The following is a 25241-nucleotide window of genomic DNA, read 5'->3' on the forward strand; positions in this document are numbered from 1 at the left end:
GCCTGCACCAATGCCTCTAAAAATGAATCTTTCTTACCCTTTTAACCAGATCGTACATCCCAACTTCGCTAATCATATTATTGTACAAATCCTACAACTTTTTAATTGCCAGTTAAGAACCAGATATAGAGTTTTAGACTTTTTCAAGAGCAAAAAAATTGCAGCATGTGTGTGGGAATAGTCCTACACTCCGACTCGTGCTGGATTTCGGATCCAATCTGCACCCCCAAGATTCACGTACTATGGAGCTACCGCAATGGAAGCGTGGAAGGAATCACAATTGAGACAGATATCCACCGCGAGGGATGTCGAGTCTGCATACGCAACGTCACTCGGTCTGGTTCAAAACCTTGGCTTTAATTTCTGTGCGTTTTCAATTACATCACACCCACGAGGTCCACACTTCAACAGAGTGAATCTCAACAACTACCCAATAGACTGGAATGCGAAATATGAAGAGAGCCAATTTAGCGAAGTAGATCCAATACTGGCGCATTGCAATCAATCCACCTTCCCAATTATCTGGGATAAAAAGCTCTACTCGAATTGCGAAAGGCTGTGGCAAGCGCAAAAAAAACAAGGCCTGGAACATGGCTGGTCGCACTCGTTGCACGATGACAAGGGGCTTCACAGCATGTTGAGTGTGGCCGGAAGCAGTCATCCCATTACACCTTATGAATTGTACGAAAACCTTGGGTACGCGCTGTTTATAAGCCATCACCTGCATGGGCTGGTCGCTCAAAATTTGCCTGAGCCCGTTCCTCATTCGTGCAAGCCTCGACTGACGGTACGGGAAATTGAGGTCCTGAGACTGTCGGCAGATGGCAAGACGGCCTATGAAATCGCCAGAATCCTCAGCCTCGCTGAACGCACCATCAACTTCCATGTGCACAGTGCAATCCAGAAGCTGGGGGTCAACAACAAGATCGCGGCAGTCATAGCGGCGGCCAGGGCTTGCATGATCTGAGCAGTGCGTGCAAATAACCGATGCTGAAAAACCTACGGGTATTGCGAAAGAAAAAAACGTACCATTTGCGGTTCCTCCAGAGTGATGACGTGCGAAACTTCACGACGCAGTGCACTCGGACGGCCCCGCCCGCTAGGCGCCTCAAGCAGCGGGATACCACACCCGTTGACTACCCAGAGCCCCCTGCCTCATGCCCCTGCTCGACACCCCCTTCGCCCAACTCGATCTGATCCGCCAGCCAGAACAGCAGAATGAACCGCTGCAAGCTTTCGATGCGGCGGACGAATACCTGCTCAATCATTTGGCAGAGCAGCAACCGGCAGTTCAGACCCGGGTGCTGGTGCTCAATGACAGCTTTGGCGCCATAGCCGCCAGCCTCGCGGGCAAGGTTCAGGTGACCAGCAGCGGCGATTCGTTTTTGGCCTTTCAGGGGCTGGAAAAAAATCTGATCCGCAACGGCCAGGCATTTGATGCGGTGCCGGTTGTTCCGGCCAATGAGCTGTTCGCCGGCCCGTTTGACCGTGTATTGATCCGGGTGCCAAAGACCCTGGCGCTGCTGGAAGAACAACTGATTCGCCTGCAAGGCCATCTGGCGCCAGGCGCTCAGGTGATCGCTGCGGCGATGGTCAAGCACCTGCCCCGCGCTGCAGGCGATCTGCTGGAACGTTACATTGGCCCGGTACAAGCATCGCTGGCGGTGAAAAAAGCCCGGCTGCTGATCGCAACACCTGAAGCCAAGCCAGTGGCCACCTCCCCTTACCCTTCACGCTATCAACTCGACATTCCGGCAATCGAACTGCTGAACCACGCCAACGTGTTCTGCCGCGAAGGGCTCGACATCGGCACACGGGCATTTCTCCCGCACTTGCCAAGGAACCTCGGTTCAGCGAGGGTTGCCGACCTCGGTTGCGGCAACGGCGTGCTGGCAATCGCCAACGCCCTGCAAAACCCTGAAGCTCATTACACCTTGGTGGACGAGTCGTTCATGGCGGTGCAGTCGGCAACCGAAAACTGGCGCGCGGCGCTGGGTGATCGCGATGTGATCGTGCGTGCCGGCGATGGCCTGGCCGGGCAAGAACCGCAATCGCTGGACGTGGTGCTGTGCAACCCGCCGTTTCATCAACAACAGGTCGTCGGCGATTTTCTCGCCTGGCGCATGTTTCAGCAGGCACGCGAAGCCCTGGTGGTAGGCGGTGCGCTGTACATCGTCGGCAATCGCCATCTGGGTTATCACAGCAAGCTGGCGCGGTTGTTCCGTGGCGTTGAACAAGTGGCGGCCACGCCCAAGTTCGTGATTCTCAAAGCTCGCAAATAATCGCAGGCAAAAAAACCCTCCGCACTGGAGGGTTGATAAATCCGTGCCGCGAGGCGACGGGATGGGATCTTGCGAAATCAGTGCGTAGTCAGACCGGCAGCGTTCATGAACATGCGCATCAGGCTCGCCACAATAAACAGAGCCCCGACACTACCGACCCAGATCAGTGCCAGCCAGCCAAGCCGCTGCCACAGCGGTTTGCTCTCCGCCGCTTTGATTTCCTGCAGGGAATGTTTGCCAGCCATCATCGTAACCTCCTCTGAAACGGCGCAGTCATTGACCCTGCGCCATTGTCGTGTGCTCTAGTGATAACCATCTTCGTGGGTGACCTTGCCGCGGAACACGTAGTAGCTCCAGAAGGTATAACCCAGGATGAACGGGATGATGAACAGCGTGCCGACCAGCATGAAACCCTGACTCTGCGGCGGTGCGGCGGCGTCCCAGATCGAGATCGACGGCGGTACGATGTTCGGCCACAGGCTGATGCCCAGGCCGCTGTAACCGAGGAAGATCAGCACCAGGGTCAGCAGGAACGGCGTGTAGTGCGCGTTGCGGGCCACCGCGCGAAACAGACCGTACATGGTCACCAACACCAGGAGCGGCACCGGCAGGAACCAGAACAGGTTGGGCAAGGTGAACCAGCGAGCCGCAATCTCGGCATGAGCCAGCGGGGTCCAGATGCTGACGATGCCAATCACCGCCAACACCACGAACGCCAACGGCCGCGCCAGATCATGCATCTGTTGCTGCAACTTGCCTTCGGTCTTCATGATCAGCCAGGTGCAACCGAGCAGCGCATATGCCACCACCAACGCCACACCGCAGAACAGGGTGAACGGCGTCAGCCAGTCGAGTGAACCACCGGCAAACTGCCGATTCACCACCGGCAACCCATCGATGAACGCGCCCAACGCCACCCCCTGGAAGAACGTCGCGGCAATCGAACCACCGATGAACGCCTTGTCCCACAGGTGTCGCTTGTCGTCCTTGGCCTTGAAGCGGAACTCGAATGCCACGCCGCGAAAAATCAGCCCGATCAGCATGAAAATCAGCGGCAGGTACAAGGCCGAGAGCACCACGGAATAGGCCAGAGGGAAAGCGCCGAACAACGCCGCGCCGCCCAGTACCAGCCAGGTTTCGTTGCCGTCCCAGACCGGGGCGACGGTGTTCATCATCACGTCACGGTCGGTCTTGCCGGGGATGAACGGGAAAAGAATCCCGATTCCCAGGTCGAAACCGTCCATGACCACGTACATCATGATGCCGAAGATGATAATCACGGCCCAGATCAGCGGAAGATCAATACCCATGACTCAAATCTCCTTGGTCAGGCTGTGGCTGCGGTTGTCATCGCCATTGTCATCAGCGGCAGACAGCGGACGGGCCGGCGTGCGTTTCTTGCCAGGGCCACCTTCGTTGGTTTCCTTGCCTTCGTCGATTTTCGGCCCTTTGCGCACCAGGCGCATCATGTAGCCCAGACCGGCACCGAACAGCGCGAAATACACCACCACGAACATGATCAACGTGATGCTCATCTGCATGAAACTGTGGTTGGAGGAGGCATCCGCCGTGCGCATCAGCCCGTACACCACCCACGGTTGACGGCCGATTTCAGTGGTAAACCAGCCCGCCAGAATCGCGATCAGGCCGGACGGCCCCATCCACAACGCCAGGTACAGGAATGGTCGCGAGGTGTACAGCTTGTCGCGTTTGCGCAGCCACAGGCTCCACAGACCGGTGAAGATCATCAGGAAACCCAAGCCGACCATGACGCGGAACGACCAGAAAACAATGGTCGAATTAGGCCGGTCTTCAGGCGGGAACTCTTTGAGCGCCGGCACCTGTTTGTCCAGGGAGTGGGTCAGGATCAGGCTGCCGAGGTAAGGGATCTCCACCGCGAACTTGGTCTTTTCGGCTTTCATGTCCGGCCAGCCGAACAGAATCAGCGGGGTCGGTTCATCGCCCACGTTTTCCCAGTGACCTTCGATCGCGGCGATTTTTGCCGGTTGATGCTCAAGGGTATTCAACCCGTGGAAGTCACCGATGACCGCCTGAATCGGCGCCACGATCAACGCCATCCACATGGCCATCGAGAGCATGGTGCGGATGGCCGGGTTGTCCTTGCCGCGCAGCAAGTGCCAGGCTGCGGAGGATCCGACGAAGAATGCCGTCGCCACGAACGCGGCCGTCGCCATGTGCATCAGGCGGTACGGGAACGACGGGTTGAAGATCACCGCCAGCCAGTCCACCGGAATGACTTGACCATTGACGATTTCGTAACCCTGCGGCGTCTGCATCCAGCTGTTGGAGGCGAGAATCCAGAAGGTCGAAATGAGCGTGCCGATGGCGACCATGACCGTGGCGAAGAAGTGCAGATTGCGCCCGACCTTGTTCCAGCCGAACAGCATGACGCCGAGGAAACCGGCTTCCAGGAAGAACGCGGTCAGCACTTCATAGGTCAACAGCGGCCCGGTGACGGAACCGGCAAAGTCCGAGAAGCGGCTCCAGTTGGTGCCGAACTGATAGGCCATGACCAAACCGGACACCACCCCCATGCCGAAGTTGACGGCAAAGATCTTCGACCAGAAATGGTACAGATCGCGGTAGGTGTCGTTATGCGTCTTCAGCCACAGCCCTTCGAGCACCGCCAGGTAACTCGCCAGGCCGATGGTGATGGCCGGGAACAGGATGTGGAATGAGATGGTGAACGCAAACTGCATCCGGGCGAGATCAAGCGCCTCCAAACCGAACATAAGTCTTCCTCTGTCAGTAATACCGGCTGAAGGCTCGCGGCCTGCACCCACTGCCCCCACGGATATGGAGTGTGGCGAATTTCAATTCGTTCTTTTTTTACAAACATCACAACGTAGGGAGTCTGGCCACGTGGCCGCCGGATCAATTCCACAAAAGGTCTTGATCTGGATCAAGCAATGGTTAAAAGAGTAGTCCCATTTTTGACGATGGACGGTGTGGTCTTTTGCCGCGTGACAGGTTGCCTCACGGCGCTGGTAATCAGTCGCAACACATCCCTTTGGGATCGAGCCTGCTCGCGAACACGATCGGCCTGTCACCTTTATGTTGTATGTGCCGGTGCCATCGCGAGAAGGCGCTGCCACAAAGGGATTTCGATGTTTTTGAGATCGGTGTTTAGCTAACTAAATTTTCAAAACCTGCAACTTCTGGTTACAGCTTGGTGATAATCTCGAGCCTTCCCTCGCCCAAGACCTGCCTTCAGATGCCCAGCCAAGCGCCTTTGCTGTTACGTCACCATCGCCCCTTTATCGCGTTCTGGCTGGCTCGGGTGTTTACCGCCAGCGGCTTTCAGATGCTCACCGTGGCCATCGGCTGGAACCTGTATCAGTTGACCGGCAACGTGCTGGACCTGGGTTTGGTGGGGTTGGTGGAGTTCGCCCCTCGGGTGCTGTTCATGCTCCACACCGGGCATGTCGCGGACCGCTATGACCGGCGCAAGGTCGCGGCAATCTGTCAGTCCCTGCAAGCACTGATCGCCCTGTCGCTGGCCATCGGCAGTGCGACCGATAATGTCACCCGGGAAATGATCTTTATTCTCGCGTTCCTGCTCGGTGCCGCGCGCTCCTTCGAGATGCCGACCACCCAGGCCCTGCTGCCGAGCATTGTGCCCAGCGCGCTGTTCCCTCGCGCCGTCGCCGCCGCTCAATCAGCCCAACAATCAGCCACCATCGTCGCGCCGGCCCTGGGCGGTTTGCTCTATGCGTTCGGCAGCGTCTGGGTCTATGGCCCGACGGTGATCCTGTACATCATTGCCTGCCTGCTGATGCTCAACCTGCCCGCCCGGCAAACGCCGCTGAACAAGGGCAAGGCGACCCTGGATTCGCTGCTGGCCGGTATCCGCTTCATTCGCAGTCGTCCGGACATTCTCGGGGCCATTTCCCTGGATCTGTTTGCGGTATTGCTCGGTGGCGCGACGGCGCTTCTGCCGGTGTTTGCCAAAGACATTCTGTTGACCGGGCCGTGGGGCCTGGGATTGCTGCGCTCGGCGCCGGCCGTCGGTGCGTTGCTGATGTCGCTGTTCCTGGCGCGATTTGCCGTGGAGCGCAACGTCGGGCGGGTTATGTTCACTGCCGTCGGTGTGTTCGGCGTTGCGACCATTGCGTTCGGCCTCTCCACCTCGTTCTGGTTTTCTCTTGCCGTACTGGTGGTACTGGGCGCGGCGGACATGATCAGCATGGTGATCCGCGCCTCCTTCGTACAATTGGAAACCCCGGATGAAATGCGTGGACGGGTCAGCGCCGTGAACGGTCTGTTCATCGGCGCTTCGAACCAGTTGGGCGAATTCGAATCCGGCCTCACCGCCCACTGGTTCGGCACCGTGCCGGCGGTGGTCATGGGCGGCATCGGCACATTGGTGGTCACCGGGGCGTGGATCAAACTGTTCCCGACCCTGGCCAACCGCGACCGCATGCACGTGCCGGTCGAAGAAGCCAAAGTCTAGAGCAGCTTGTCGAGGGTTATGGGGAAGTCCCGCACCCGCTTGCCCGTGGCGTGGTAGATGGCATTGGCCACTGCCGCCGCGACTCCGACGATGCCGATTTCCCCCACGCCCTTGGAACCCAAGGCATTGACGATCTCGTCCTGTTCTTCGACGAACAGCACATCAATGTCGCCGATGTCGGCGTTTACCGGGATGTGATATTCGGCCAGGCTGTGGTTCATGTGACGCCCCAGCGCATGATCGGTTTGCGTTTCCTCATGCAACGCCATGCCGATGCCCCAGACCACGCCACCGAGAATCTGGCTGCGGGCCATTTTCGGGTTGATCACCCGGCCGGCGGCGATAGCGCTGACCACCCGGCTCACTTTCACCGAGCCCAAATCCTCATCCACCAGGACTTCGACGAACACCGCTGAGTGGGTGGCGGTAGCGTAGGCATCGCGTTTCTTGTCCGGCGCAGCGTCGACCTGAACCTCGAGGGTGTCTTCGCCACTGTCGCGGACCAGATCGGACAGCTTTATACGTGCCTCACCGTACGACAGCTGCCCGTCTTCGAACACCGCTTGCTGCGAGGTCACGCCACTGAATGCAGGAGACGTTTGCCGTGCCACGGCGAGTAGTTTTTCCTGCAGGGCTTCACAGGCTTGTTGCACCGCAGTGCCGACCGACGAAACGGTGAACGATCCGCCCTGCAACGGCGCGGTGGGCAAGGAAGAGTCGCCAAGGACAAACGTGACGTCCTTGAGCGCAACGCCTGCCGACTGCGCGGCGATTTGCGTCATCACCGTGTAGGTTCCGGTACCGATGTCTGTCGTCGCGCTGCTGACCGTCAGTTTGCCGTGCTGATCAAGGCAAGCCTTGGCGCTGGCTTTCTGCTGCATTGCCTCCCAGACACCGCCAGCCATGCCCCAACCGACCAATTGCCGGTCCCGGCGCATGCTGCGCGGTTCGGGGTTGCGTTGATCCCAACCAAAACGTTGGGCGCCCTGGGCGTAGCATTCACGCAGTTCTTTGCTGGAATACGGCTTGTCTTCGTTCTGATTGCGCTCGGAAAAGTTGCTCAGGCGCAGTTGCACCGGATCAATCGCCAGCGCGCAGGCCAGTTCATCCATCGCGCACTCCAGGCCGATCAATCCCAGCGCCGCGCCCGGTGCGCGCATGTCCAACGGTGTGAACACGTCCAGCGGCACCAGTTTGTAGGTCAGTTGAACGTTGTCGCAGTGATAGAGCATGCCGCTCCATTCCACGACGTGCTCGGTGAAATCTTCGAACCGCGAAGTCTGGCCAATGGCCGTGTGCGCGACCGCGAGCAAGCGACCATTGGCCGCCGCGCCCAATTGCAGGCGCTGCAAGGTGCGGGGGCGATAGCCAAAGGTGAACATCTGCTGACGTGTGAGGGTGACGCGCACTGAACGCTTGAGGTGTAACGCCGCCATCACCGCCAGTGGCAGCTGATATTGCGGACGCAAGCCGGACCCAAATGCGCCGCCGACAAAGGCCGCAAAAATTCTGACCTGTTCTTTCTCAAGTCCGAAGACCTTTTGCACATAGGATTGGCAGTTCTGCGGCCCCTGGTTCTTGTCATGGATGTGCAAGCTGCCGTCGGCCTGATACAGCACTGTGCTGGCGTGCGGTTCCATGGGATTGTGGTGTTCGATCGGCGTGCTGTAGTTCAGGTCCAGGCTCATGGCCGCACCAGCGAATTCGGCCTGAAAATTCCCACGGGGCTTGGGCAGTTCGGCGGGCGCCGGATGCGCCTCGTCCTGCAGGCTTAACAGATCGGTCTGATGGCTGTCGGTAGCGTATTCAATCCTGATCAACGAGCCGGCATGGCGCGCCAGCTCAAGGTTGTCCGCGACCACCAGCGCCAGCGGTTGACCGCTGTACAGAACGCGGTCGTTGTATAACGGACGAAATGGCGAACCGTCGGCCGAGTCGGCGTCTTCATAGTCATCGTCGTAACTGGCGATTTTCGGTCGATTTGTATGATCAATCACCGCTATGACGCCGGGCAGCGCCAGCGCTCTGGATGCATCGATGCTGACCACACGCCCGCTGGCGATGCTGCTTGAAACAACGCTGCCATGCAGCAAGCCTGCCTCGGGGAACTCTGCGGCATAGCGCGCCTGGCCAGTGACTTTGAGCAGACCATCGACCCGGTCCAGCGGTTGCCCCATGGGTTTGGTAATCGTATTCATCGGGTTTGCCCTCCCTGCGCTGCATCGCCAAGGGCGCGGACAATGGCCCGGTGCGCCAGTTTGACTTTAAAGGCGTTGTGTTCGAGTGGTTTCGCGTCATGCAAGAGCGCATCGGCGGCAGCGCTGAAGGTTTCACGGCTCGGCGCTTTGCCCACCAGCCATTCTTCAACGCCCTGGTCGCGCCAGGGTTTGTGCGCCACACCACCGAGCACCAGCCGCGCCTGGCGAATGACTGGCCCGTTCATGTCGAGCGCCGCCGCGACCGAGACCAGCGCAAAGGCGTACGAAGCACGATCCCGAACCTTCAGGTAATGGCTGTGGTTGGCGAAACCGGCGGCTGGCAATTCAACGGCAGTGATCAGTTCATCGTCGGCCAATTGGTTGTCTCGTTCAGGAGTCTCCCCCGGCAGCCGGTGAAAATCAGCGAACTCAATGGTCCGCGCACCGTCGCGACCTTGCACGTGGACCACGGCATCCAGCGCGGCCAAGGCGACGCACATGTCGGACGGATGGGTGGCCACACACTGGGCGCTGGCGCCGAGGATCGCGTGGATGCGATTCAGCCCCTCACGCGCCGGGCAACCGCTGCCGGGTTCGCGTTTGTTGCACGGCACGCTGGCATCGTAGAAGTAATAGCAGCGCGTGCGTTGCAGCAGATTGCCGCCGGTGCTGGCCATGTTGCGCAACTGCGGTGATGCACCGGCCAGAATGGCTTGCGATAACAATGGGTAGCGCTGCTCGATCAACGGGTGCCACGCCAGATCGGCATTGCTGACCAGCGCGCCGATCAACAATCCACCGTCTGCCGTTTCGGTGACCTCACGCAACGGCAGACCGGTGATGTCGATCAGGTGCTCGGGGCGGGTGACATTTTCTTTCATCAAATCCAGCAGGTTCGTCCCCCCGGCGATGAAACGCGATGCCGGCCCGGCGAGATGAACAGCGTCTTGCACCGAATCGGGTTTGCTGTACTGGAAAGGATTCATCGGCCACCTCCTTGCCCAGGCTGGCGGCAGGCTGGAAGCGCCTCTTCGATGGCATCGCGGATGTTGCTGTACGCGCCGCAGCGGCACAGGTTGCCGCTCATCAGCTCGCGGATCTCGTCCGTCGTATGTGCCCGATCTTCGTTGACCAAACCCACCGCCGAACAGATCTGCCCTGGCGTGCAATAGCCGCATTGAAAGGCGTCGTGCTTGATGAAGGTTTGCTGCATCGGATGCAGTTCATCACCGGTTGCCAACCCCTCGATGGTGGTCAACTCACTGCCGTCGCACATCACCGCCAGCGTCAGGCAGGCGTTCACCCGCTTGCCGTTGAGCAACACCGTACAGGCACCGCACTGCCCGTGATCGCAGCCTTTTTTGGTACCGATCAGGTCCAGTTGCTCGCGCAGCAAATCCAGCAACGTGGTCCAGGGCAAGACCTCAAGCTGACGATCCTGACCGTTCAGGGTCAGGCGTAAAGGATGACGTGCAAAGGTCGGCTGCGCCGCCTCGGGAGTGGTCGCGCTCATAAACACCTCACGGTTGGTCGTACGTTCGCGGCGCTTGGTAAACCGCCGTCTTAAGGGGTACGACTTCGGGGTGGGATGAGCGTTCAAGGGAATTGATGGGCGTGAAAAAAGGCTGAAATAAAGGACAACGCATACATTTGCCGACCACGTGCAATACATAGATAGCGCACAAGGTGTAATGTATCGCCTTACACTCGTCCCATGATCAGATCCTTTCAACACAAAGGCCTGCGTGGCTTCTATGAAACAGGTTCGACTCGTGGGATCCGCGCAGACCATGCGAAGCGCCTGTCTCGAATGCTTCAGTTCATGGACCGGGCGGTACTGCCAGGCGACCTCGACCTGCCGGGATGGCGATTGCACCCACTCAAGGGTGAGTTGGCCGACTATTGGTCGCTGAGTGTTTCAGGAAACTGGCGGGTTATTTTTCGTTTTATCGGCTCGGATATCGAACTGGTCGACTATCTGGACTACCACTGACAGGAGGCAGGATATGCCCTTGCACAACCCGCCACACCCTGGCGAAACACTGTTGACGGATGTTTTGCCCGAGCTTGGCATCAGTGTCGCTGAGTTGGCTCGCCACCTTGGGTTTGCACGCCCGCATCTTTCGCGAGTCCTGCATGGTCACGCGCCAATCAGCCCTGACCTGGCGGTACGCCTGGAGCGGGCCGGGATTGGTAAAGCCCGGATGTGGCTCGGTGTACAGACCGACTACGATCTTTGGCAAGCTGAGCATCGTGAGCAACCGGCTATCGAACCTATTGCTGCCCACGCCTGACATTCGTCAAGCCTTCAACTCCCCCGCCACCACCGTTCGCGTGGCTTTACCACAGAGTTGTTCGACCAGAGTCAACGCAAACTCCATCGCCCCACCCGATCCCTGTGCGGTAACGCAGTTGCCGTCCACCACCACGGGTTGGTCAACAAAGGTGCAGCCCGACAGTTGATGGCTGGCTGATGGAAGGCAGGTCATGCGCCGCTGACGCAAAACGCCAAAGGCTTGCAACGCCAGCGCCGGAGATTCGGCGATGCCCGCGAACAGGCGTCCGGCAGCGGCCTGGTCCTTGACCAGTTGTTGCAGGGGTTGATGCGCGGCGAGGTGTTGCGAGCCCACCTCACCTCCAGGCAGAGCAATCAGGTCAAACGGCTGGGCGAGCAAATCCACCAGCATGGCATCGGCGGTCAAGCGAGTGCCGCGGGCGCAGGTGAGCATGCGCCGTCCCTCGATACTTGCGACCACCACTTCAACCTTGGCGCGGCGCAGTACATCGATCAGGGTCACGGTTTGCAAATCATCGATTCCCTCGGCGAGGGTAATCAGAGCTCTAAAGGTCATGGGCACAGTCCACTGAGTGATCTTTAAAGCGTAGTCAGCTTTCCTGACCCTTGTTCGAGCGCAGGCGTTACTTGATGTAAAGCTGCGTCGAAACGGTATTGCCCGGCGCGTTGATCGAGCGGTTACTGAAGCTGAAGGTCCCTTCCTGTTTGCCGCCCAGGTCAAAGATGTACAGCGTGCCGACAATCTTCATCGAGGCACCGGTGCATTCGGTCGGGTTGCCGTTATCGTAGGCGCAGACCTTGGTTTGCATGCCATCGAGGTTGAAACCGTCGAGTTGCACGGTCGGCGCTCGGCCGTAGCCCATCTCCAGTACGTAGACCTTGATATTCGCGCCGCCGTGATCGCAGGTCGTGCGCTCCTGCCCCGCCGAGATGTTTTCAATCCCGCACGCCGCCGACTGGACCTTGAGCACCTGGACGTTGCTCAACGGTGGTGCCGACTCCGCCATGACGGCGGGCACACTGGCCAGCAATGCGAAAAAAAGCCCCGACGCCCGAACGATATTGCGCTTGATGCCCACCATGACCACTCCCCAAGACAGGCGCGCAGTATGGCTCAGTTCAGCGAACCGCAAAACATCGCCGACGATCGCAGCCATTACCCCACGCTGCTGGTATGATGCGCGGCTTTTTCCGGCCCACAGAAAATTACCAGGCGCGATCAGCGGTCTGTGCTTTGCTGTTGAGGTCGATACATTCACGGCGCACTGCGCGCCACGGGGAGCAGACATGCTGGAAAGGCTGTTTCAACTCAAGGCACACAACACCAACGTGCGCACCGAGATTCTTGCGGGCGTCACGACCTTCCTGGCCATGGCCTACATTCTGTTCGTCAACCCGAGCATTCTCGGCGAGACCGGCATGGACAAGGGTGCGGTGTTTGTCGCGACCTGTCTGGCGGCGGCAATCGGCTCCACGGTGATGGGCCTGATCGCCAACTACCCGATCGCACTCGCGCCGGGCATGGGCTTGAACGCATTCTTTACCTACACCGTGGTCCTGCACATGGGGCACACGTGGCAAGTGGCGCTGGGGGCAGTGTTCATCTCCGCCGTGTGCTTCTTCCTGCTGTCGATCTTCCGCATCCGTGAATGGATCATCAACAGCATCCCCCTGCCTCTGCGCTCGGCGATTGCCGCCGGTATCGGCCTGTTCCTGGCACTGATCGCCCTGCACAACGCCGGTATCGTGGTCAGCAACCCGGCTACCATGGTTGGCCTCGGTGACTTGAAGCAACCGGCACCGATCCTCGCCACCCTCGGCTTTGCCCTGATCGTTGCACTGGAAGCGCTCGCCGTGCGCGGCGCGGTGCTGATCGGCATCCTGGTGGTGACCATCGCTTCCATCGCCTTGGGCTTTACCCCGTTCGGCGGCGTGATGTCGATGCCACCTTCACTGGCTCCGACCTTCCTGCAACTGGACATCAAAGGAGCACTGGACATCGGTCTGGTCAGCGTGATTTTTGCCTTCCTGTTTGTCGACCTGTTCGACAACTCCGGCACCCTGATCGGCGTCGCCAAGCGCGCCGGCCTTATGGGCAAGGACGGCCACATGCCGAAAATGGGCCGCGCCCTGATCGCCGACAGCACCGCCGCCATGGCCGGCTCCTTGCTGGGCACCTCGACCACCACCAGCTACATCGAATCCGCCGCCGGCGTGAGTGCCGGTGGCCGCACCGGCCTTACGGCCGTGGTCGTGGCAATCCTGTTCCTGCTGGCGCTGTTCTTCTCGCCACTGGCCGCCAGCGTTCCGCCTTTTGCTACCGCGCCTGCGCTGCTGTTCGTCGCGGTATTGATGACATCCGGGCTGGCCGAAATAGACTGGGACGACATCACCGTTGCCGCACCGGTCGTGGTCACCGCCCTGGCCATGCCATTCACTTATTCCATCGCCAACGGCATCGCCTTCGGTTTCATCTCCTGGACTGCAATCAAACTGCTGTCCGGTCGAGGCCGTGAGCTGAACCCGGCGCTGGTGATTCTGTCGATTCTGTTCGTGATCAAGTTGGGTTGGTTCAACGCATGACTTTTGATTCCCAGGCCTACGCCGTTCAGCTCGAAGAAAAGGTCACACGCTTGCGTGACCTGCTGGCCCCGTTCGATGCACCCGAGCCGACTGTGTTCGACTCACCGCTGCAGAACTTCCGCCTGCGTGCCGAATTCCGCTTGTGGCGCGAAGGCGGCGAGCGTCACTACGCAATGTTTTCCCAGGAAGACAAACGCACGCCGATCCTGATCGAAGAGTTCCCGATCGCCAGCCTGCGTATCAATCAATTGATGCCGCAGCTCAAGGCTGCGTGGAAAGCCAGTGCGGCGCTGAGCCACAAGTTGTTTCAGGTGGAGTTCCTGACCACCCTGGCCGGCGATGCAATGATCACGCTGTGCTATCACCGTCCGCTGGATGAACATTGGCACGCGGCGGCGTCGAAACTGGCCGCCGAGCTGAACGTCAGCGTGATCGGCCGCTCCAAGGGCAAGCGCGAAGTGATCGGCCACGACTATGTGGTCGAGCAACTGGAAGTCGGCGGTCGCACCTTCAGCTACCGTCAACCGGAAGGCGCGTTTACCCAGCCCAACGGCACCGTGAACCAGAAGATGCTCAACTGGGCTTACGAGGCCCTCGGTGATCGTTCCGATGATCTGCTGGAGCTGTATTGCGGCAACGGCAACTTCACCCTGCCGCTCGCGACCCGTGTACGTAAAGTGTTGGCCACCGAAATCAGCAAGACGTCGGTCAACGCGGCACTGAGCAATCTCAGCGAAAACGCTGTGGATAACGTCACGCTGGTGCGCCTGTCTGCCGAAGAATTGACCGAAGCACTGAACGAAGTTCGCCCGTTCCGTCGCCTGCACGGCATCGACCTCAAGAGCTATGAGTTCGGCAGCGTCTTCGTCGACCCGCCCCGCGCCGGCATGGACCCGGACACTTGCGAGCTGACCCGGCGCTTCGACAACATCCTCTACATCTCCTGCAATCCAGAAACACTGGCGGCCAACATCGCCCAGTTGCACGACACCCATCGCGTCACACAGTGCGCGATGTTCGACCAGTTTCCATGGACGCATCACATGGAGTCCGGGGTGTTGTTGACGCGTCGTTGAGTCGTTGCAACCCCTTCAAATAAGCCGTCATCACGACGGCTTTTTTGTGCTCAATCGGTGACATCTGCCTTGCGCGGACGCCCGCCTTTACGGCCATTAGCCCGCGCAGCCTCAGCTTTGGCGGCGCTGCTTTGGCGTCCATTGCGCGAGGCGATGACCGAGGCAGCCATCTCCATCAACGGCTTGCTCGCCGAAATCATCCCGGAGATGGACACATGCAGATCCTTGCCTTCGTGGCACAGGGCGGTTCCGGAAAAGCCTACTTTCAGGTCCTCGAAATCTTCGACGTCAAAATCATCGAATTCCGGATAGTGCTGCACGGGCAGCAACACGCCACTGCCATCAATGAAACTGACCGCCAGACAAGGTTCCACAAACCTCACCGAAGTTGCATGTAATCCGCTTTTTTGACGGACTTGTCCTCGTTGGATGGCTTCATCCAGCACTGTCTCGGTTACGGGCCGATCGGCCAGCACTCCCGCCTGTATCGTTTTCATAGTTGGATCTCCACCCCCTCCGTAATGCCGATCAGCGCCAGCAGGGTCTTGTTCGTCTCGGGTTCATAACAAGCCGAACCAATCATCCAGGTCGTACTCGCAATCCTTTTCATCACCACGACTTCGCTGGTCTGCCAATCCCATATCTGATGATCAAGACAGACCGTGTGCAGCTTGTCCCACCAGATGGCCCGGGCGCGGCGCAAGTGAGCGGGTTGTCTGAGCGCGTGACGCAATCCTTCCAGGACTGCCGCAGGTGGCCGTTTTGAATGAGGAACCACATCCCACAGCTCGACACCGTTGTGCCAAAAGCAGAATTTAAAGCGTGCACTCCAGCTTCCAGCGTCAACATGTGCGTGCGGCGGACAGTGCTCATCGCGCAACATGATCACCATCGAAAATCCTTTGTAGCTGAATAACCGCATACTAACCCATCCGTTAGGTTAATGAGTCCAAAGACCCGACATTCCCTGGAAACCCGACAATTGGCCATACGCCAAATCGCCTTTACACCTCAGAGACTAGCGTCAAGACATGCCTCGTACCGGCGGATAGCGGCGCTGAATCGTAAGCAATCCTTTCCTCGCGCTCACAAAAAAGCCGTCACATGGACGGCTGTCTTGTCGGGTCAAAAATCACCCCGGCTGATTTTTTCGATACTCGGTGGTGGTCATTCCGGCATACCCCCAATTATCAGTGTCGACTTCTTCAATGACGATGTGGGTCAGTTTTGGATCCTTGCCGAGGACTCGTTGCAAGGTGTCGGTGATTTCGGCAATGACCTGGGCTTTCTGCTCTCGGGTGACGCCATCACGGGTAATACGCACGCTGACGAAAGGCATGATGCTGCTCCTGTCTGGTAGTCGAAGAAGACGCCGGTCAAGTAAAGCACCGTCGGGTCGATTTCATCTACAGTGGCGAAATCCAGTCCCTTATTCGATCCCCGGTGTAATTAATCATGCAGCGACTCTTCGACGATCTTCAGCTGGGCAGCATCGAACTGTTTTGCCTGGCCGCCGAGGCTGGCAGTTTTACTGCCGCGGCACTGGTGGCAGGCGTGACGCCTGCGGCGGTGAGCCGCTCGGTGTCGCGCATGGAAGAACGCCTGGGTGTGCGCCTGTTTGCGCGCACCACCCGCAGCGTCAAGTTGACCGACAGTGGTCGTCGTTATTACGAGGAATGCCGTCAGGCACTGGCGCAACTGGTCGAGGCTCAGCGCGAAGTCATGGGCCAGCAACAGCAACCCGCCGGCACGCTGCGCATCAGCATTCCCACGACGTATGCGCACCATCGGATCTTGCCGCTATTGCCAGCGTTTCGGGAGCGCTTTCCAGACGTGAAAGTCGAGTCGCATATCAGTAATCGCAATATCGATTTCGTCGGTGAAGGCTATGACATGGCCATTCGCGTGCGCGCGATTCCGGATTCCGGCCTCATTGCCCGGCACCTGGAAGACGCCGCGCTGGTGATGATTGCCAGCCCCGATTACCTGAAGCGCGCCGGCGTCCCGCAAACCCTGGACGACCTGGCGCAGCACGAATGCATTCAGTACGAGTTGCCCAGCAGCGGCCGGCGCATTGCCTGGCTGTTCACCGATAACGGCGTCCAGCGGGAGATTCTCGCCGAAGGCAGTCTCAGTTGTTCCGATGACGTGCTCGGTGGTGTGACCTTGGCCAAACACGGGGCCGGCCTGTTTCAGACCTATCGCTTTATCGTCGAAAACGAACTGGCCGATGGCTCGCTGGTGGAAGTGCTCAAGCCTTACGGCGGGCGTTCGCGACCATTCACTCTGCTTTACCCGCAAAGCCGTCATGTGCCCCTGAAGTTGCGGGCCTTTATCGATTTCCTGGTGGAGCATCTGCCCCGACAAACATCAAAACCGTCCGATTACCGCACACAAATGCCTTAGGAAACGTCTGTTCAATTGACCAAATTAACCAGCTAGTACAATTTATCTCCACAGGCTGAGACCCCAGCCGATTCCAAAAATAATAAGTGGAGAGACCCCGATGTCCCCTCTCGTTCTGGTGCTCAACGGCCCGAATCTGAACCTGCTTGGCACCCGCGAACCAGCCACCTACGGCCACGAAACCCTGGCCGATATTTCCACCTTGTGCGCCCGTTCCGCCGAAGAATTTGGTTTGGCGGTGGAATTTCGCCAGACCAACCACGAAGGTGAATTGCTTGACTGGATTCACGCCGCTCGCGGTCGTTGCGCCGGGATCGTCATCAACCCGGCGGCCTGGACTCATACCTCGGTCGCGATCCGCGATGCACTCGTCGCCAGTGAACTGCCGGTAATCGAAGTCCACCTGTCCAACGTTCACGCCCGCGAACCCTTCCGGCACCACTCCTTCGTCTCAGCCATCGCCACTGCGGTGATGGCCGGTTTCGGCAGCCACGGCTATCGCCTGGCGCTGGATTATCTCAGCCAGCGTCTGAAAGGGTGAGCGCCATGAAACAGAACACCGTGGTATTGGCCGGCCTGATCGGCGCTGGCATTCAGGCCTCGCGCACCCCCGCGCTGCACGAGCATGAAGGCGACGCGCAAGGCATGCGCTACGTGTATCGCCTGATCGACCTGGATTATCTGAAGCTCGACAGCAGCGCCCTGCCCGACTTGTTGATGGCTGCCGAACGCATGAACTTCACCGGCCTGAACATTACCTTCCCGTGCAAGCAGGCGATCATCCCGCTGCTCGACGAGTTGTCGCCGGAAGCCAGTGGCATCGGCGCCGTCAACACGGTGGTGTTCAAAGACGGCAAACGCATCGGCCACAACACTGATTGCCTGGGCTTTGCCGAAGGTTTTCGCCGTGGCTTGAAGGACGTTGCCCGTGAGCGTGTGGTCCAAATGGGTGCCGGCGGCGCAGGCGCAGCCGTGGCCCACGCGCTATTGAGTGAAGGCGTACAGCTTCTGAGCATTTTCGATGTGGAGATCAGCCGTGCGCAGGCCTTGGCGGACAATCTCAATGAACACTTCGGTGCAGGTCGTGCGGTGGCCGGTCATGATCTGCCAAGCACACTGGCCAAGGCAGACGGATTAGTGAACACCACGCCCATGGGCATGAAAAAACTGCCCGGCATGCCAGTCCCGGTGGAGTTGCTCCGATCTGCGTTGTGGGTGGCGGAAATCGTTTACTTCCCGCTGGAAACCGAACTGCTGCGCAACGCCCGCGCCTTGGGTTGCCGAACGCTGGATGGCGGCAATATGGCGGTGTTTCAGGCAGTGAAAGCGTTTGAGTTGTTCAGTGGCGTGGTGCCGGATGCGCAGCGAATGCTCGCGCATTTTCAGAGCATGACGGGTTGAAAAGCGAAAGATCGCAGCCTCGTTTCACTCGACAGCTCCTACAGGTTGCGTAGGGGCTGTCGAGTTAAACGAGGCTGCGATCTTTTAAGTGTCAGGCTTGCAAATACCGCAGAACCGACTCGCAAATCATCTCTCGATGACGCTGCTTGATGCTCTCGTCAGGCAAGTCGACCTGAAAGATCTCGCCGAAGGTATGGCGGTTCGACACGCGATAGAAGCAGAACGAGCTGATCAGCAGATGCACATCCAGCGGCTCCAGCCCGGAACGGAAGACACCTTCCTCGGCACCGCGACGCAAAATCTCGCCCAGTGAATCAAGGATGGTGTTATTCATCGCCTTGATCGCGTCGGAACGCTTAATGTATTCGGCGTTGTGGATGTTTTCGATACTGACGATACGCACGAAATCGACGTTGCGATCATGGTGATCGAAGGTGAACTCCACCAGCCGCCGAATTGCCTCGATGGGCGCCAGTTCGGTCAGGTGCAGACGGTTTTCAGTGCTGCGGATATCGCCGTAGAGTTTCTCCAGCACCTCGACATAGAGCTGTTCCTTACTGCCGAAGTAGTAATAGATCATGCGTTTCGAGGTGTGGATACGCTCGGCGATCGCATCGACGCGAGCCCCGGAAAGTCCTTGCTGGACGAACTCGACGATCGCCTCTTGAAGGATGTTCTCGCGGGTTTTTTCAGGGTTGTTCTTGCGACTCTTGCGCGGCTCGGCAACGGGTACGTCGGGCGCTGCGGAAAGTTCTGAAATTATCGTCATTGCGGGCTCACGGCCATCACTGCACAGGTGGGCGATTATGGGCCGCGCCGCACAGTGAAGGAAGCCGCGCGGCAGCGGTTTGTCTCCGTGTTTACGATTTTCCTACAACTTTGCCTGACGTACAGCCCCACTTCGCGACTTGGCCATCGCCGCCAGTCGGACCGCGACGTTAGCCGCGCCGTAACCAGCATAGCCGTTCTTGCGCTGGATGATCTCGAAGAAGAACCGCCCCTCGAACGGTTCGGTGTAGACATGGAACAGCTCGCCGCCCTGGGCATCGCGGTCATACAGCACGTTGAAGTAGGCCAGTTCACTGAGAAATTCATCGTCGAAATCAAACCGCGCCGCCAGGTCATCGTAGTAATTGAGCGGAATATCCAGCAGCGGCACTCCCGCTTCTTTCGCACGGCTGACTTCGGCAAAGATGTCATCGCAATCAAACGCAATGTGATGCACACCCGAACCGCGATAACTCGACAACGCGTGCGAGATCGCAGTGTTGCGGTTCTCGGAAATGTTCAGCGGCAATCGGATCGAACTGTCACGACTGCGCAAGGCACGGCTCTTCACCAAGCCATACGGATCGGGCAGCACCACTTCATCGTCGGCTTCAAAATCCAGCAGGCTTTTGTAGAACAGCACCCAACTGTCGAGACTGTCAGCTGGCAACGCCATGGCCATGTGGTCGATGCGCTTGAGGCCGCCACTGACCACGGCAGCCGGTTGCAGATTGAAGTCAGTGCCGTAGACATCGGCCTCCTGATCCACCAGATAGATCAGGCTGCCATCCGGCGCGCGCACCGCCGCCAGTTCCAGTTCGTTTGGCCCGACCAGTCCGCGATAGGGCTGACCTTTATAAGCCACGGCCCGGGCCAGCGCACTGGCGCTGTCCTTGACCCGCACGGCCGTGGCGCACAGCGATGGGCCGTGAGCCTCGAAAAAACTGTGGGCGAAGGAGTACGGCTCTGAGTTGAGGATCAGGTTGATATCACCCTGACGCAGCAGGCTCACGTTCTTGGAACGATGTTGCCCGGCCTTGACGAAACCCAGCCGCTCCAGCCAATGGGACAGCTTGGCGCCAAGGCTTTCGTCTACCGCGAACTCAAGAAATTCGATGCCGTTGTATTCGCTGGCCTTGGGCGTCTCGAACAAAATGTCGAGATGGGGCGCAGGCATGGTTTCCTGCGCCAGACGCTGACGGGTTTTCTCTTCGAGGTACAGCAACGAACGCAAACCGTCGGCCGCGTTGGCCCGAGGCGGCGCGGCGCGAAAGCCATCGTTGAAGATTTCCAGCGATAGCGGCCCGGTGTAACCACTCTTGATGATCGGTGCAAGGAACCCCGGCAAATCGAATTCGCCCTGGCCCGGGAAGCAGCGGAAATGCCGGCTCCACTCCAGCACGTCCATGGCAAGGATCGGCGCATCGGCCATTTGCACGAAGAAAATCTTGTCCCCGGGAATCTCCGCGATCGCACTCGGATCACCCTTGAGCGACAGCGTGTGAAAGCTGTCCAGCAACACACCAAGGCTTGGATGATCCGCCTGGCGCACGATGTTCCACACCTGTTGCCAGGTGTTCACATGCCGGCCCCAGGCCAACGCTTCGTAGCCGATTCGCAGGCCCCGTGCGCCCGCGCGTTCGGCCAGCAAGCGCAAGTCATTAATGAGGATTTGCTCATCACCGACGGAGTCGGCGGACGCGTTGCTGCACACCAGCACCAGGTCGGTGCCCAGTTCCTGCATCAGGTCGAACTTGCGCTCGGCCCGTTCCAGGTTGCGCTGCAAACGGTCGCGGCGGCAGCCTTCGAAGTCGCGGAACGGTTGAAACAGGGTGATCGCGATCCCGAGATCGGCGCACATCTGTTTAATTTCCCGCGGGCTGCCGTCGTAGTAGAGAAGGTCGTTCTCGAAAATCTCCACCCCGTCAAAACCGGCGGCGGCAATGGCTTCGAGTTTTTCTGGCAGGGTACCGCTCAAGGACACGGTGGCAATGGAACGCTGCATGTTTTCGACTCCCGGTGGAGGATATCTTCTTATCGACATCGCACGCTTTCGCTTTTATGTAGGAGCTGTCGAGTGAAACGAGGCTGCGATCTTTTGATTTTTTAAGATCAAAAGATCGCAGCCTCGTTTCACTCGACAGCTCCTACAGGGATCGCGTTTTTCTGGATGGAATTATTGGCCGGGTGACTCTACACAGCAATTCAAAGTGTACTACCCGGTTAGTTTTCCGTTCGATAATCGAACACAATGGCCCTTGGCGAATTGACGATTTTTCGTCCACTGCCCAACATCGACTCCACATTGAGCCCGGTCACACATCGGTCTTGGTGACCAAAAAACCAGAACACCACATAAAAATAATCGGTGGCCTAAATGACTCCTTCTCAAAGCTCTCCCGTGGAGCGCTCCTCCATGATTTCTGCCACCGGCGGCGTCGGTGCCAAGATTCGCGGTGCCATGGCGGTCGGCAAAACCCGCTGGGGCATGCTGGCGCTGGTATTTTTCGCCACCACGCTCAACTACATCGACCGCGCCGCGCTAGGCGTCATGCAGCCGATCCTGGCCAAGGAAATGAGCTGGACGGCGATGGACTACGCCAACATCAACTTCTGGTTTCAGGTCGGCTACGCCATCGGTTTCGTGCTGCAAGGTCGATTGATCGATCGGGTCGGCGTCAAGCGCGTGTTTTTCTGCGCGGTGCTGCTCTGGAGCATCGCCACCGGTGCCCACGGCCTGGCCACTTCGGCAGTCGGCTTCATGGTTTGCAGGTTCATTCTCGGTCTGACCGAAGCCGCCAACTACCCGGCCTGCGTGAAAACCACGCGACTGTGGTTCCCGGCTGGTGAGCGGGCCGTGGCCACTGGCATCTTCAACGCCGGGACCAATGTCGGTGCGATGTTCACGCCGATGCTGCTGCCGCTGATCCTGCACGTGTGGGGCTGGCAAGCCGCGTTCCTGTGCATGTCGGCACTGGGCGGTATCTGGTTGCTGTTCTGGGGCTTGAAGTACTTCAACCCGGAAGATCACCCAAGCGTCAAACAATCGGAACTGGACTACATCCAGAAAGAAGTCGAACCGGAACAGGCCCGCGTGCCGTTCTCGAAAATCCTGCGCATGCGTGGCACCTGGGCCTTCGCCCTGGCCTACTCGATGACCGCGCCGGTGTTCTGGTTCTACCTCTATTGGCTGCCGCCGTTCCTCAATCAGCAATACAACCTGGGGATCAACGTGACCCAGATGGGTATCCCGCTGATCATCATCTACCTGACGGCAGACTTCGGCAGCGTCGGCGGCGGCATCCTCTCTTCGTTCCTGATCGGTCGCGGGATCAACCCGATCAAGGCGCGTCTGATGTCCATGTTCCTGTTCGCCTGCTGCATCGTCGGCGTGATCATGGCGGCCGGTTCGAGCAGCCTGTGGGTCGCGGTGTTCGCCATCTCCCTGGCCATCGGCGCGCACCAGGCCTGGACCGCGAACATCTGGAGCCTGGTGATGGACTACACGCCCAAGCACATGATGAGTACGGTGTTCGGCTTCGGCGGCATGTGCGCGGCCATTGGCGGGATGTTCATGACCCAGTTGGTCGGGCACATTCTGACGGTGACCAACAACAACTACACGGTGCTGTTTACCCTGATTCCGGCGATGTATTTCATCGCGCTGATCTGGATGTACTTCATGGCGCCGCGCAAGATTCCTACCGTCACCGAGTAACAATCCCCTCCCCCGGCAGGCCTGATTCCAGGCCTGCCTTTTTGTTTCTCCTACCGACGACTCTGCTGCCACGCCGCGGCCAACCCGCTGCAGCAAATCACCGCGATCCCGACCACGGTGGTCAGGGTCGGCGTGTGGGAAAACAGCAGCCAGCCCAACAACCCGGCAAACACAATCTGGCAGTAGCCAAAGGGCGCCAGCAGCGCAGGGGCGGCGTAGCGGAAAGCCTGAGTCAGAAACAAATGCGCCGTCATCCCGCAGGCGCCCAGCGCCACCATCATGAAGCCATGCCCCAGGGTCGGTACTTGCCAGAAGAATGGCACCAGAGCGCTCATCACCAGGGTGTTGCACAGGCCGGCGAAAAAGTTGCTGGTCGTAGGGCTGTCGATGCTGCTGAGCTTGCGGGTGAGCAATTGATAAAAGCAGAAAAACAGCGCCGAGCAGAGCGGCAACAGCACGGCCGGAGTGAACAACTCACCGCCGGGGTGGACGATGATCAACACACCGACAAACCCGCAAATCACCGCGATCCATTGGCCCCGGGTGACACGCTCACCCAGCAGCGGCACCGACAGCGCGGTCACCAGCACCGGCGCAAGAAAGTTGACCGCCGTGGCTTCGGCCAACGGGATGTATTGCAAACCCGTGGTAAAAAACAGGCTGGTGCCCAGCAGGCACAACGCCCTCGCAAACTGCAGCAATGGCCGTTTGGTACGCAGGACGCGCAACCCGGATTGCGGCAGGAAGATCCCGGCCATCAGCAACGTGTGAACTACATAACGGGCCCAGACCACCATGACGATCGGGTAGAACCCCGACAAATACTTGGAAAAGGCGTCATGGCTGGAGAAGAGAAAGGTGGCAACAACAATCAGCAAGATCCCCTTGAAGGGTTGGTTAACGCCAGAAAGCGGGGTGCTGACAGTCATAGGCATTCCTTAAGTCGTGAAATCAAAAACATCACGGGCAAGCCGTGCCAACAATTCCCGGGTTTTATCCAGCGCCATCTGCGCCCGCTGCAACCCGCTCACACCCTGCTCCAGCAACTTCACGGTGGGAATCTCGAGGCTCAGCGCAATATCGCTCGGCAAACACCGCAACAACCCTGCCAGGTCACACTCGCCATCGCCGGGAAAACGTCGCTCGTGACGGGCCTGACGCAAAATCTCCGCCATGTCCGTCGGTCTCGGTCCTGCGACATCACACAACTGTGCATACCGTAACCGCGACGCAGCCACCCTGGCCAGATCTTCCAGCCGTGAAGCCGAACGGTCGAAGTGAAAAGCATCGACCAATACCGCACCATTTCCGCGCCCCGCGTTGTCGACGATGCGCACCGCTTGCTCAAGATTGCGTGCATCGGTCCACGGCATGAACTCCAGATGCGGATGAAGCCCGTACGGTGCCGCCAAGTCACACAACTGCGCAAAGTTCTCGGTGAGCCGTTGTTCGTCAGGATCGTTACCGGCCACCAGCAATTCACTGGCCCCGAATTCGGCACCGACCGCCAGAATTTTCTCGAAATCGGCGACGACCGTGTCCGGTTTGAGCCGCAGGATTTCAACATCCAGCACCCGTATGCCGGTATCGCGCAGACGGTCCAGGGTCTTGCGCCGCAAGCCGGCATCGGCAACCAACGCAAAGTGATGCTCTTCGGCTGTCGCCGGTTCGAGGCGCAATCCGACATGGCTGTAACCGGCGCGTGCAGCCACTTCGACCATCTGCGGCGGAGACAGCTCCAGTACCGTCAGACTGGCCAGGGAAAAGATCCGTTCACTCATGTTTATTCCTGCATCCGAAGCCAGTCGGCGAAATACCCCCCGGATCGACGACGGCGCACAGCGTCACTTGCGTCAGGGATTTGAGAGGGGGGTAATGCTGCTGGCCCCTATTGCCAGCGCCAATCAACGCGATACGAAGCGGCGAATTCATCGTACGGTCCTCTGGTGATTATTGTTGGAAGGCGGCCATTCCAACAATCTAGAACCTAGTTCCAGATTCTTACACACGTAAACCGCAAAAGTGTGCGAACAGCGCAC

Annotated in this window: 26 protein-coding genes and 1 pseudogene; 11 read left to right on the plus strand and 16 right to left on the minus strand. The window is 58.9% G+C overall.

The features are described 5' to 3' along the window. The first annotated feature begins 256 nt into the window (after positions 1–256). Both K5K95_RS04595 and K5K95_RS04600 read left to right on the plus strand, forming a co-directional pair. Positions 257–967 carry a LuxR family transcriptional regulator gene (locus K5K95_RS04595; protein WP_222588541.1) on the plus strand — a complete coding sequence of 237 codons (711 nt, stop codon included), beginning with the start codon at positions 257–259 and terminating at the stop codon, positions 965–967. A gap of 190 nt (positions 968–1157) precedes the next feature. Further along, complete coding sequence (locus tag K5K95_RS04600) at positions 1158–2282, plus strand: methyltransferase (protein ID WP_222588542.1); 1125 nt, start codon at positions 1158–1160, stop codon at positions 2280–2282. Between the two features lie 77 nt (positions 2283–2359). Here K5K95_RS04600 and K5K95_RS04605 read toward each other — a convergent pair whose 3' ends face one another. Genes K5K95_RS04605 through K5K95_RS04615 form a run of 3 tightly spaced genes read right to left on the minus strand, consistent with a single transcriptional unit; the run spans position 2360 to position 5035 of the window. Beyond that, entirely contained in the window at positions 2360–2527 is a 168-nt protein-coding gene (locus K5K95_RS04605) for a DUF2474 domain-containing protein (protein WP_222590291.1), read from the minus strand. A 57-nt stretch (positions 2528–2584) separates the two neighbouring features. Next, positions 2585–3592, minus strand: a complete 1008-nt coding sequence (gene cydB / locus K5K95_RS04610; protein WP_222588543.1) for a cytochrome d ubiquinol oxidase subunit II — start codon at positions 3590–3592, stop codon at positions 2585–2587. Positions 3593–3595: 3 nt separating this feature from the next. Further along, complete coding sequence (locus K5K95_RS04615) at positions 3596–5035, minus strand: cytochrome ubiquinol oxidase subunit I (RefSeq protein WP_222588544.1); 1440 nt, start codon at positions 5033–5035, stop codon at positions 3596–3598. A 482-nt stretch (positions 5036–5517) separates the two neighbouring features. Here K5K95_RS04615 and K5K95_RS04620 point away from each other — a divergent pair, with 482 nt between their 5' ends. Then, positions 5518–6756 carry an MFS transporter gene (locus K5K95_RS04620; protein WP_222588545.1) on the plus strand — a complete coding sequence of 413 codons (1239 nt, stop codon included), beginning with the start codon at positions 5518–5520 and terminating at the stop codon, positions 6754–6756. Here the strand turns inward: K5K95_RS04620 and K5K95_RS04625 are convergent. The 3 genes from K5K95_RS04625 to K5K95_RS04635 are packed head-to-tail and all read right to left on the minus strand — an operon-like array spanning position 6753 to position 10467. After that, positions 6753–8954, minus strand: coding sequence for a xanthine dehydrogenase family protein molybdopterin-binding subunit (locus K5K95_RS04625; RefSeq protein ID WP_222588546.1), 2202 nt, complete (start codon positions 8952–8954; stop codon positions 6753–6755). The genes K5K95_RS04620 and K5K95_RS04625 overlap by 4 nt on opposite strands. After that, positions 8951–9940: an FAD binding domain-containing protein gene (locus K5K95_RS04630; protein WP_222588547.1), complete on the minus strand. Its 990-nt coding sequence runs from the start codon at positions 9938–9940 to the stop codon at positions 8951–8953. The genes K5K95_RS04625 and K5K95_RS04630 overlap by 4 nt, the downstream gene beginning before the upstream one ends. Then, the gene (locus tag K5K95_RS04635) at positions 9937–10467 is read right to left on the minus strand and encodes a (2Fe-2S)-binding protein (protein ID WP_222588548.1); all 531 of its coding nucleotides are present in this window, start codon (positions 10465–10467) and stop codon (positions 9937–9939) included. Before K5K95_RS04635 ends, K5K95_RS04630 begins: the two co-directional genes overlap by 4 nt. A 201-nt stretch (positions 10468–10668) precedes the next feature. On the opposite strand from K5K95_RS04635, the gene K5K95_RS04640 reads away from it, so the two are divergent. Then, entirely contained in the window at positions 10669–10947 is a 279-nt protein-coding gene (locus K5K95_RS04640) for a type II toxin-antitoxin system RelE/ParE family toxin (protein WP_222588549.1), read from the plus strand. 13 nt (positions 10948–10960) lie between these two features. Next, positions 10961–11248: a HigA family addiction module antitoxin gene (locus tag K5K95_RS04645; protein WP_222588550.1), complete on the plus strand. Its 288-nt coding sequence runs from the start codon at positions 10961–10963 to the stop codon at positions 11246–11248. A 6-nt stretch (positions 11249–11254) separates the two neighbouring features. Here K5K95_RS04645 and K5K95_RS04650 read toward each other — a convergent pair whose 3' ends face one another. Continuing rightward, positions 11255–11806 (minus strand): DJ-1 family glyoxalase III, encoded by a 552-nt coding sequence (locus K5K95_RS04650; RefSeq protein ID WP_222588551.1) that lies wholly within the window; start codon positions 11804–11806, stop codon positions 11255–11257. Between the two features lie 67 nt (positions 11807–11873). Further along, positions 11874–12332 (minus strand): DUF4879 domain-containing protein, encoded by a 459-nt coding sequence (locus tag K5K95_RS04655; RefSeq protein ID WP_222590292.1) that lies wholly within the window; start codon positions 12330–12332, stop codon positions 11874–11876. A gap of 205 nt (positions 12333–12537) precedes the next feature. Between K5K95_RS04655 and K5K95_RS04660 the strand changes: the two genes are divergently transcribed. After that, entirely contained in the window at positions 12538–13833 is a 1296-nt protein-coding gene (locus tag K5K95_RS04660; protein WP_222588552.1) for an NCS2 family permease, read from the plus strand. Beyond that, positions 13830–14909, plus strand: coding sequence for a tRNA (uridine(54)-C5)-methyltransferase TrmA (trmA, locus tag K5K95_RS04665; RefSeq protein ID WP_222588553.1), 1080 nt, complete (start codon positions 13830–13832; stop codon positions 14907–14909). The genes K5K95_RS04660 and trmA overlap by 4 nt, the downstream gene beginning before the upstream one ends. A 50-nt stretch (positions 14910–14959) precedes the next feature. On the opposite strand, the gene K5K95_RS04670 is transcribed toward trmA, so the two are convergent. From K5K95_RS04670 to K5K95_RS04680, 3 genes are all read right to left on the minus strand, one after another. Continuing rightward, entirely contained in the window at positions 14960–15406 is a 447-nt protein-coding gene (locus K5K95_RS04670; RefSeq protein ID WP_222588554.1) for a DUF2442 domain-containing protein, read from the minus strand. Next, the gene (locus tag K5K95_RS04675; RefSeq protein WP_222588555.1) at positions 15403–15831 is read right to left on the minus strand and encodes a DUF4160 domain-containing protein; all 429 of its coding nucleotides are present in this window, start codon (positions 15829–15831) and stop codon (positions 15403–15405) included. Before K5K95_RS04675 ends, K5K95_RS04670 begins: the two co-directional genes overlap by 4 nt. A 210-nt stretch (positions 15832–16041) precedes the next feature. Then, positions 16042–16248, minus strand: a complete 207-nt coding sequence (locus tag K5K95_RS04680; protein WP_208671354.1) for a tautomerase family protein — start codon at positions 16246–16248, stop codon at positions 16042–16044. Positions 16249–16364: 116 nt separating this feature from the next. On the opposite strand from K5K95_RS04680, the gene K5K95_RS04685 reads away from it, so the two are divergent. The 3 genes from K5K95_RS04685 to K5K95_RS04695 all read left to right on the plus strand — a co-directional run bounded on the left by K5K95_RS04685 (position 16365) and on the right by K5K95_RS04695 (position 18716). After that, entirely contained in the window at positions 16365–17315 is a 951-nt protein-coding gene (locus K5K95_RS04685; protein ID WP_222588556.1) for a LysR family transcriptional regulator, read from the plus strand. Between the two features lie 100 nt (positions 17316–17415). Then, positions 17416–17856 (plus strand): type II 3-dehydroquinate dehydratase, encoded by a 441-nt coding sequence (aroQ, locus tag K5K95_RS04690; RefSeq protein ID WP_222588557.1) that lies wholly within the window; start codon positions 17416–17418, stop codon positions 17854–17856. A gap of 5 nt (positions 17857–17861) precedes the next feature. Continuing rightward, positions 17862–18716, plus strand: a complete 855-nt coding sequence (locus tag K5K95_RS04695; RefSeq protein WP_222588558.1) for a shikimate dehydrogenase — start codon at positions 17862–17864, stop codon at positions 18714–18716. Between the two features lie 91 nt (positions 18717–18807). Here the strand turns inward: K5K95_RS04695 and K5K95_RS04700 are convergent, their stop codons facing one another. Then, the gene (locus K5K95_RS04700) at positions 18808–19485 is read right to left on the minus strand and encodes a TetR family transcriptional regulator (RefSeq protein WP_222588559.1); all 678 of its coding nucleotides are present in this window, start codon (positions 19483–19485) and stop codon (positions 18808–18810) included. Between the two features lie 102 nt (positions 19486–19587). After that, the gene (gene quiC, locus K5K95_RS04705) at positions 19588–21489 is read right to left on the minus strand and encodes a 3-dehydroshikimate dehydratase QuiC (protein WP_222588560.1); all 1902 of its coding nucleotides are present in this window, start codon (positions 21487–21489) and stop codon (positions 19588–19590) included. 411 nt (positions 21490–21900) lie between these two features. Here quiC and K5K95_RS04710 point away from each other — a divergent pair, with 411 nt between their 5' ends. Further along, complete coding sequence (locus K5K95_RS04710) at positions 21901–23202, plus strand: MFS transporter (protein WP_259156014.1); 1302 nt, start codon at positions 21901–21903, stop codon at positions 23200–23202. 50 nt (positions 23203–23252) lie between these two features. Here the strand turns inward: K5K95_RS04710 and K5K95_RS04715 are convergent, their stop codons facing one another. The 3 genes and pseudogenes from K5K95_RS04715 to K5K95_RS32990 form a co-directional block, all read right to left on the minus strand. Next, positions 23253–24131, minus strand: a complete 879-nt coding sequence (locus K5K95_RS04715) for a DMT family transporter (RefSeq protein WP_222588562.1) — start codon at positions 24129–24131, stop codon at positions 23253–23255. A 9-nt stretch (positions 24132–24140) separates the two neighbouring features. Continuing rightward, complete coding sequence (locus K5K95_RS04720; RefSeq protein ID WP_222588563.1) at positions 24141–24983, minus strand: sugar phosphate isomerase/epimerase family protein; 843 nt, start codon at positions 24981–24983, stop codon at positions 24141–24143. A gap of 37 nt (positions 24984–25020) precedes the next feature. Beyond that, positions 25021–25134: pseudogene (locus tag K5K95_RS32990) on the minus strand (gfo/Idh/MocA family oxidoreductase); the annotation flags it as partial. Positions 25135–25241: the final 107 nt, after the last annotated feature.

Origin of the sequence: Pseudomonas sp. DR48 (assembly GCF_019823085.1) — a bacterium.
Classification (GTDB): Bacteria; Pseudomonadota; Gammaproteobacteria; order Pseudomonadales; family Pseudomonadaceae; genus Aquipseudomonas.

Coding starts and splice junctions, on each gene's coding strand:
- K5K95_RS04700 (WP_222588559.1), bottom strand. CDS start 19,485: ATGACGATAATTTCAGAACTTTCCGCAGCGCCCGACGTACCCGTTGCC.
- K5K95_RS04630 (WP_222588547.1), bottom strand. CDS start 9,940: ATGAATCCTTTCCAGTACAGCAAACCCGATTCGGTGCAAGACGCTGTT.
- cydB (WP_222588543.1), bottom strand. CDS start 3,592: ATGGGTATTGATCTTCCGCTGATCTGGGCCGTGATTATCATCTTCGGC.
- K5K95_RS04715 (WP_222588562.1), bottom strand. CDS start 24,131: ATGACTGTCAGCACCCCGCTTTCTGGCGTTAACCAACCCTTCAAGGGG.
- K5K95_RS04650 (WP_222588551.1), bottom strand. CDS start 11,806: ATGACCTTTAGAGCTCTGATTACCCTCGCCGAGGGAATCGATGATTTG.
- K5K95_RS04655 (WP_222590292.1), bottom strand. CDS start 12,332: ATGGTGGGCATCAAGCGCAATATCGTTCGGGCGTCGGGGCTTTTTTTC.
- K5K95_RS04640 (WP_222588549.1), top strand. CDS start 10,669: ATGATCAGATCCTTTCAACACAAAGGCCTGCGTGGCTTCTATGAAACA.
- K5K95_RS04710 (WP_259156014.1), top strand. CDS start 21,901: ATGATTTCTGCCACCGGCGGCGTCGGTGCCAAGATTCGCGGTGCCATG.
- K5K95_RS04620 (WP_222588545.1), top strand. CDS start 5,518: ATGCCCAGCCAAGCGCCTTTGCTGTTACGTCACCATCGCCCCTTTATC.
- K5K95_RS04685 (WP_222588556.1), top strand. CDS start 16,365: ATGCAGCGACTCTTCGACGATCTTCAGCTGGGCAGCATCGAACTGTTT.
- K5K95_RS04680 (WP_208671354.1), bottom strand. CDS start 16,248: ATGCCTTTCGTCAGCGTGCGTATTACCCGTGATGGCGTCACCCGAGAG.
- aroQ (WP_222588557.1), top strand. CDS start 17,416: ATGTCCCCTCTCGTTCTGGTGCTCAACGGCCCGAATCTGAACCTGCTT.
- K5K95_RS04645 (WP_222588550.1), top strand. CDS start 10,961: ATGCCCTTGCACAACCCGCCACACCCTGGCGAAACACTGTTGACGGAT.
- quiC (WP_222588560.1), bottom strand. CDS start 21,489: ATGCAGCGTTCCATTGCCACCGTGTCCTTGAGCGGTACCCTGCCAGAA.
- K5K95_RS04615 (WP_222588544.1), bottom strand. CDS start 5,035: ATGTTCGGTTTGGAGGCGCTTGATCTCGCCCGGATGCAGTTTGCGTTC.
- K5K95_RS04600 (WP_222588542.1), top strand. CDS start 1,158: ATGCCCCTGCTCGACACCCCCTTCGCCCAACTCGATCTGATCCGCCAG.
- K5K95_RS04720 (WP_222588563.1), bottom strand. CDS start 24,983: ATGAGTGAACGGATCTTTTCCCTGGCCAGTCTGACGGTACTGGAGCTG.
- K5K95_RS04670 (WP_222588554.1), bottom strand. CDS start 15,406: ATGAAAACGATACAGGCGGGAGTGCTGGCCGATCGGCCCGTAACCGAG.
- K5K95_RS04695 (WP_222588558.1), top strand. CDS start 17,862: ATGAAACAGAACACCGTGGTATTGGCCGGCCTGATCGGCGCTGGCATT.
- K5K95_RS04595 (WP_222588541.1), top strand. CDS start 257: ATGGAAGCGTGGAAGGAATCACAATTGAGACAGATATCCACCGCGAGG.
- K5K95_RS04625 (WP_222588546.1), bottom strand. CDS start 8,954: ATGAATACGATTACCAAACCCATGGGGCAACCGCTGGACCGGGTCGAT.
- K5K95_RS04660 (WP_222588552.1), top strand. CDS start 12,538: ATGCTGGAAAGGCTGTTTCAACTCAAGGCACACAACACCAACGTGCGC.
- K5K95_RS04635 (WP_222588548.1), bottom strand. CDS start 10,467: ATGAGCGCGACCACTCCCGAGGCGGCGCAGCCGACCTTTGCACGTCAT.
- trmA (WP_222588553.1), top strand. CDS start 13,830: ATGACTTTTGATTCCCAGGCCTACGCCGTTCAGCTCGAAGAAAAGGTC.
- K5K95_RS04675 (WP_222588555.1), bottom strand. CDS start 15,831: ATGCGGTTATTCAGCTACAAAGGATTTTCGATGGTGATCATGTTGCGC.
- K5K95_RS04605 (WP_222590291.1), bottom strand. CDS start 2,527: ATGGCTGGCAAACATTCCCTGCAGGAAATCAAAGCGGCGGAGAGCAAA.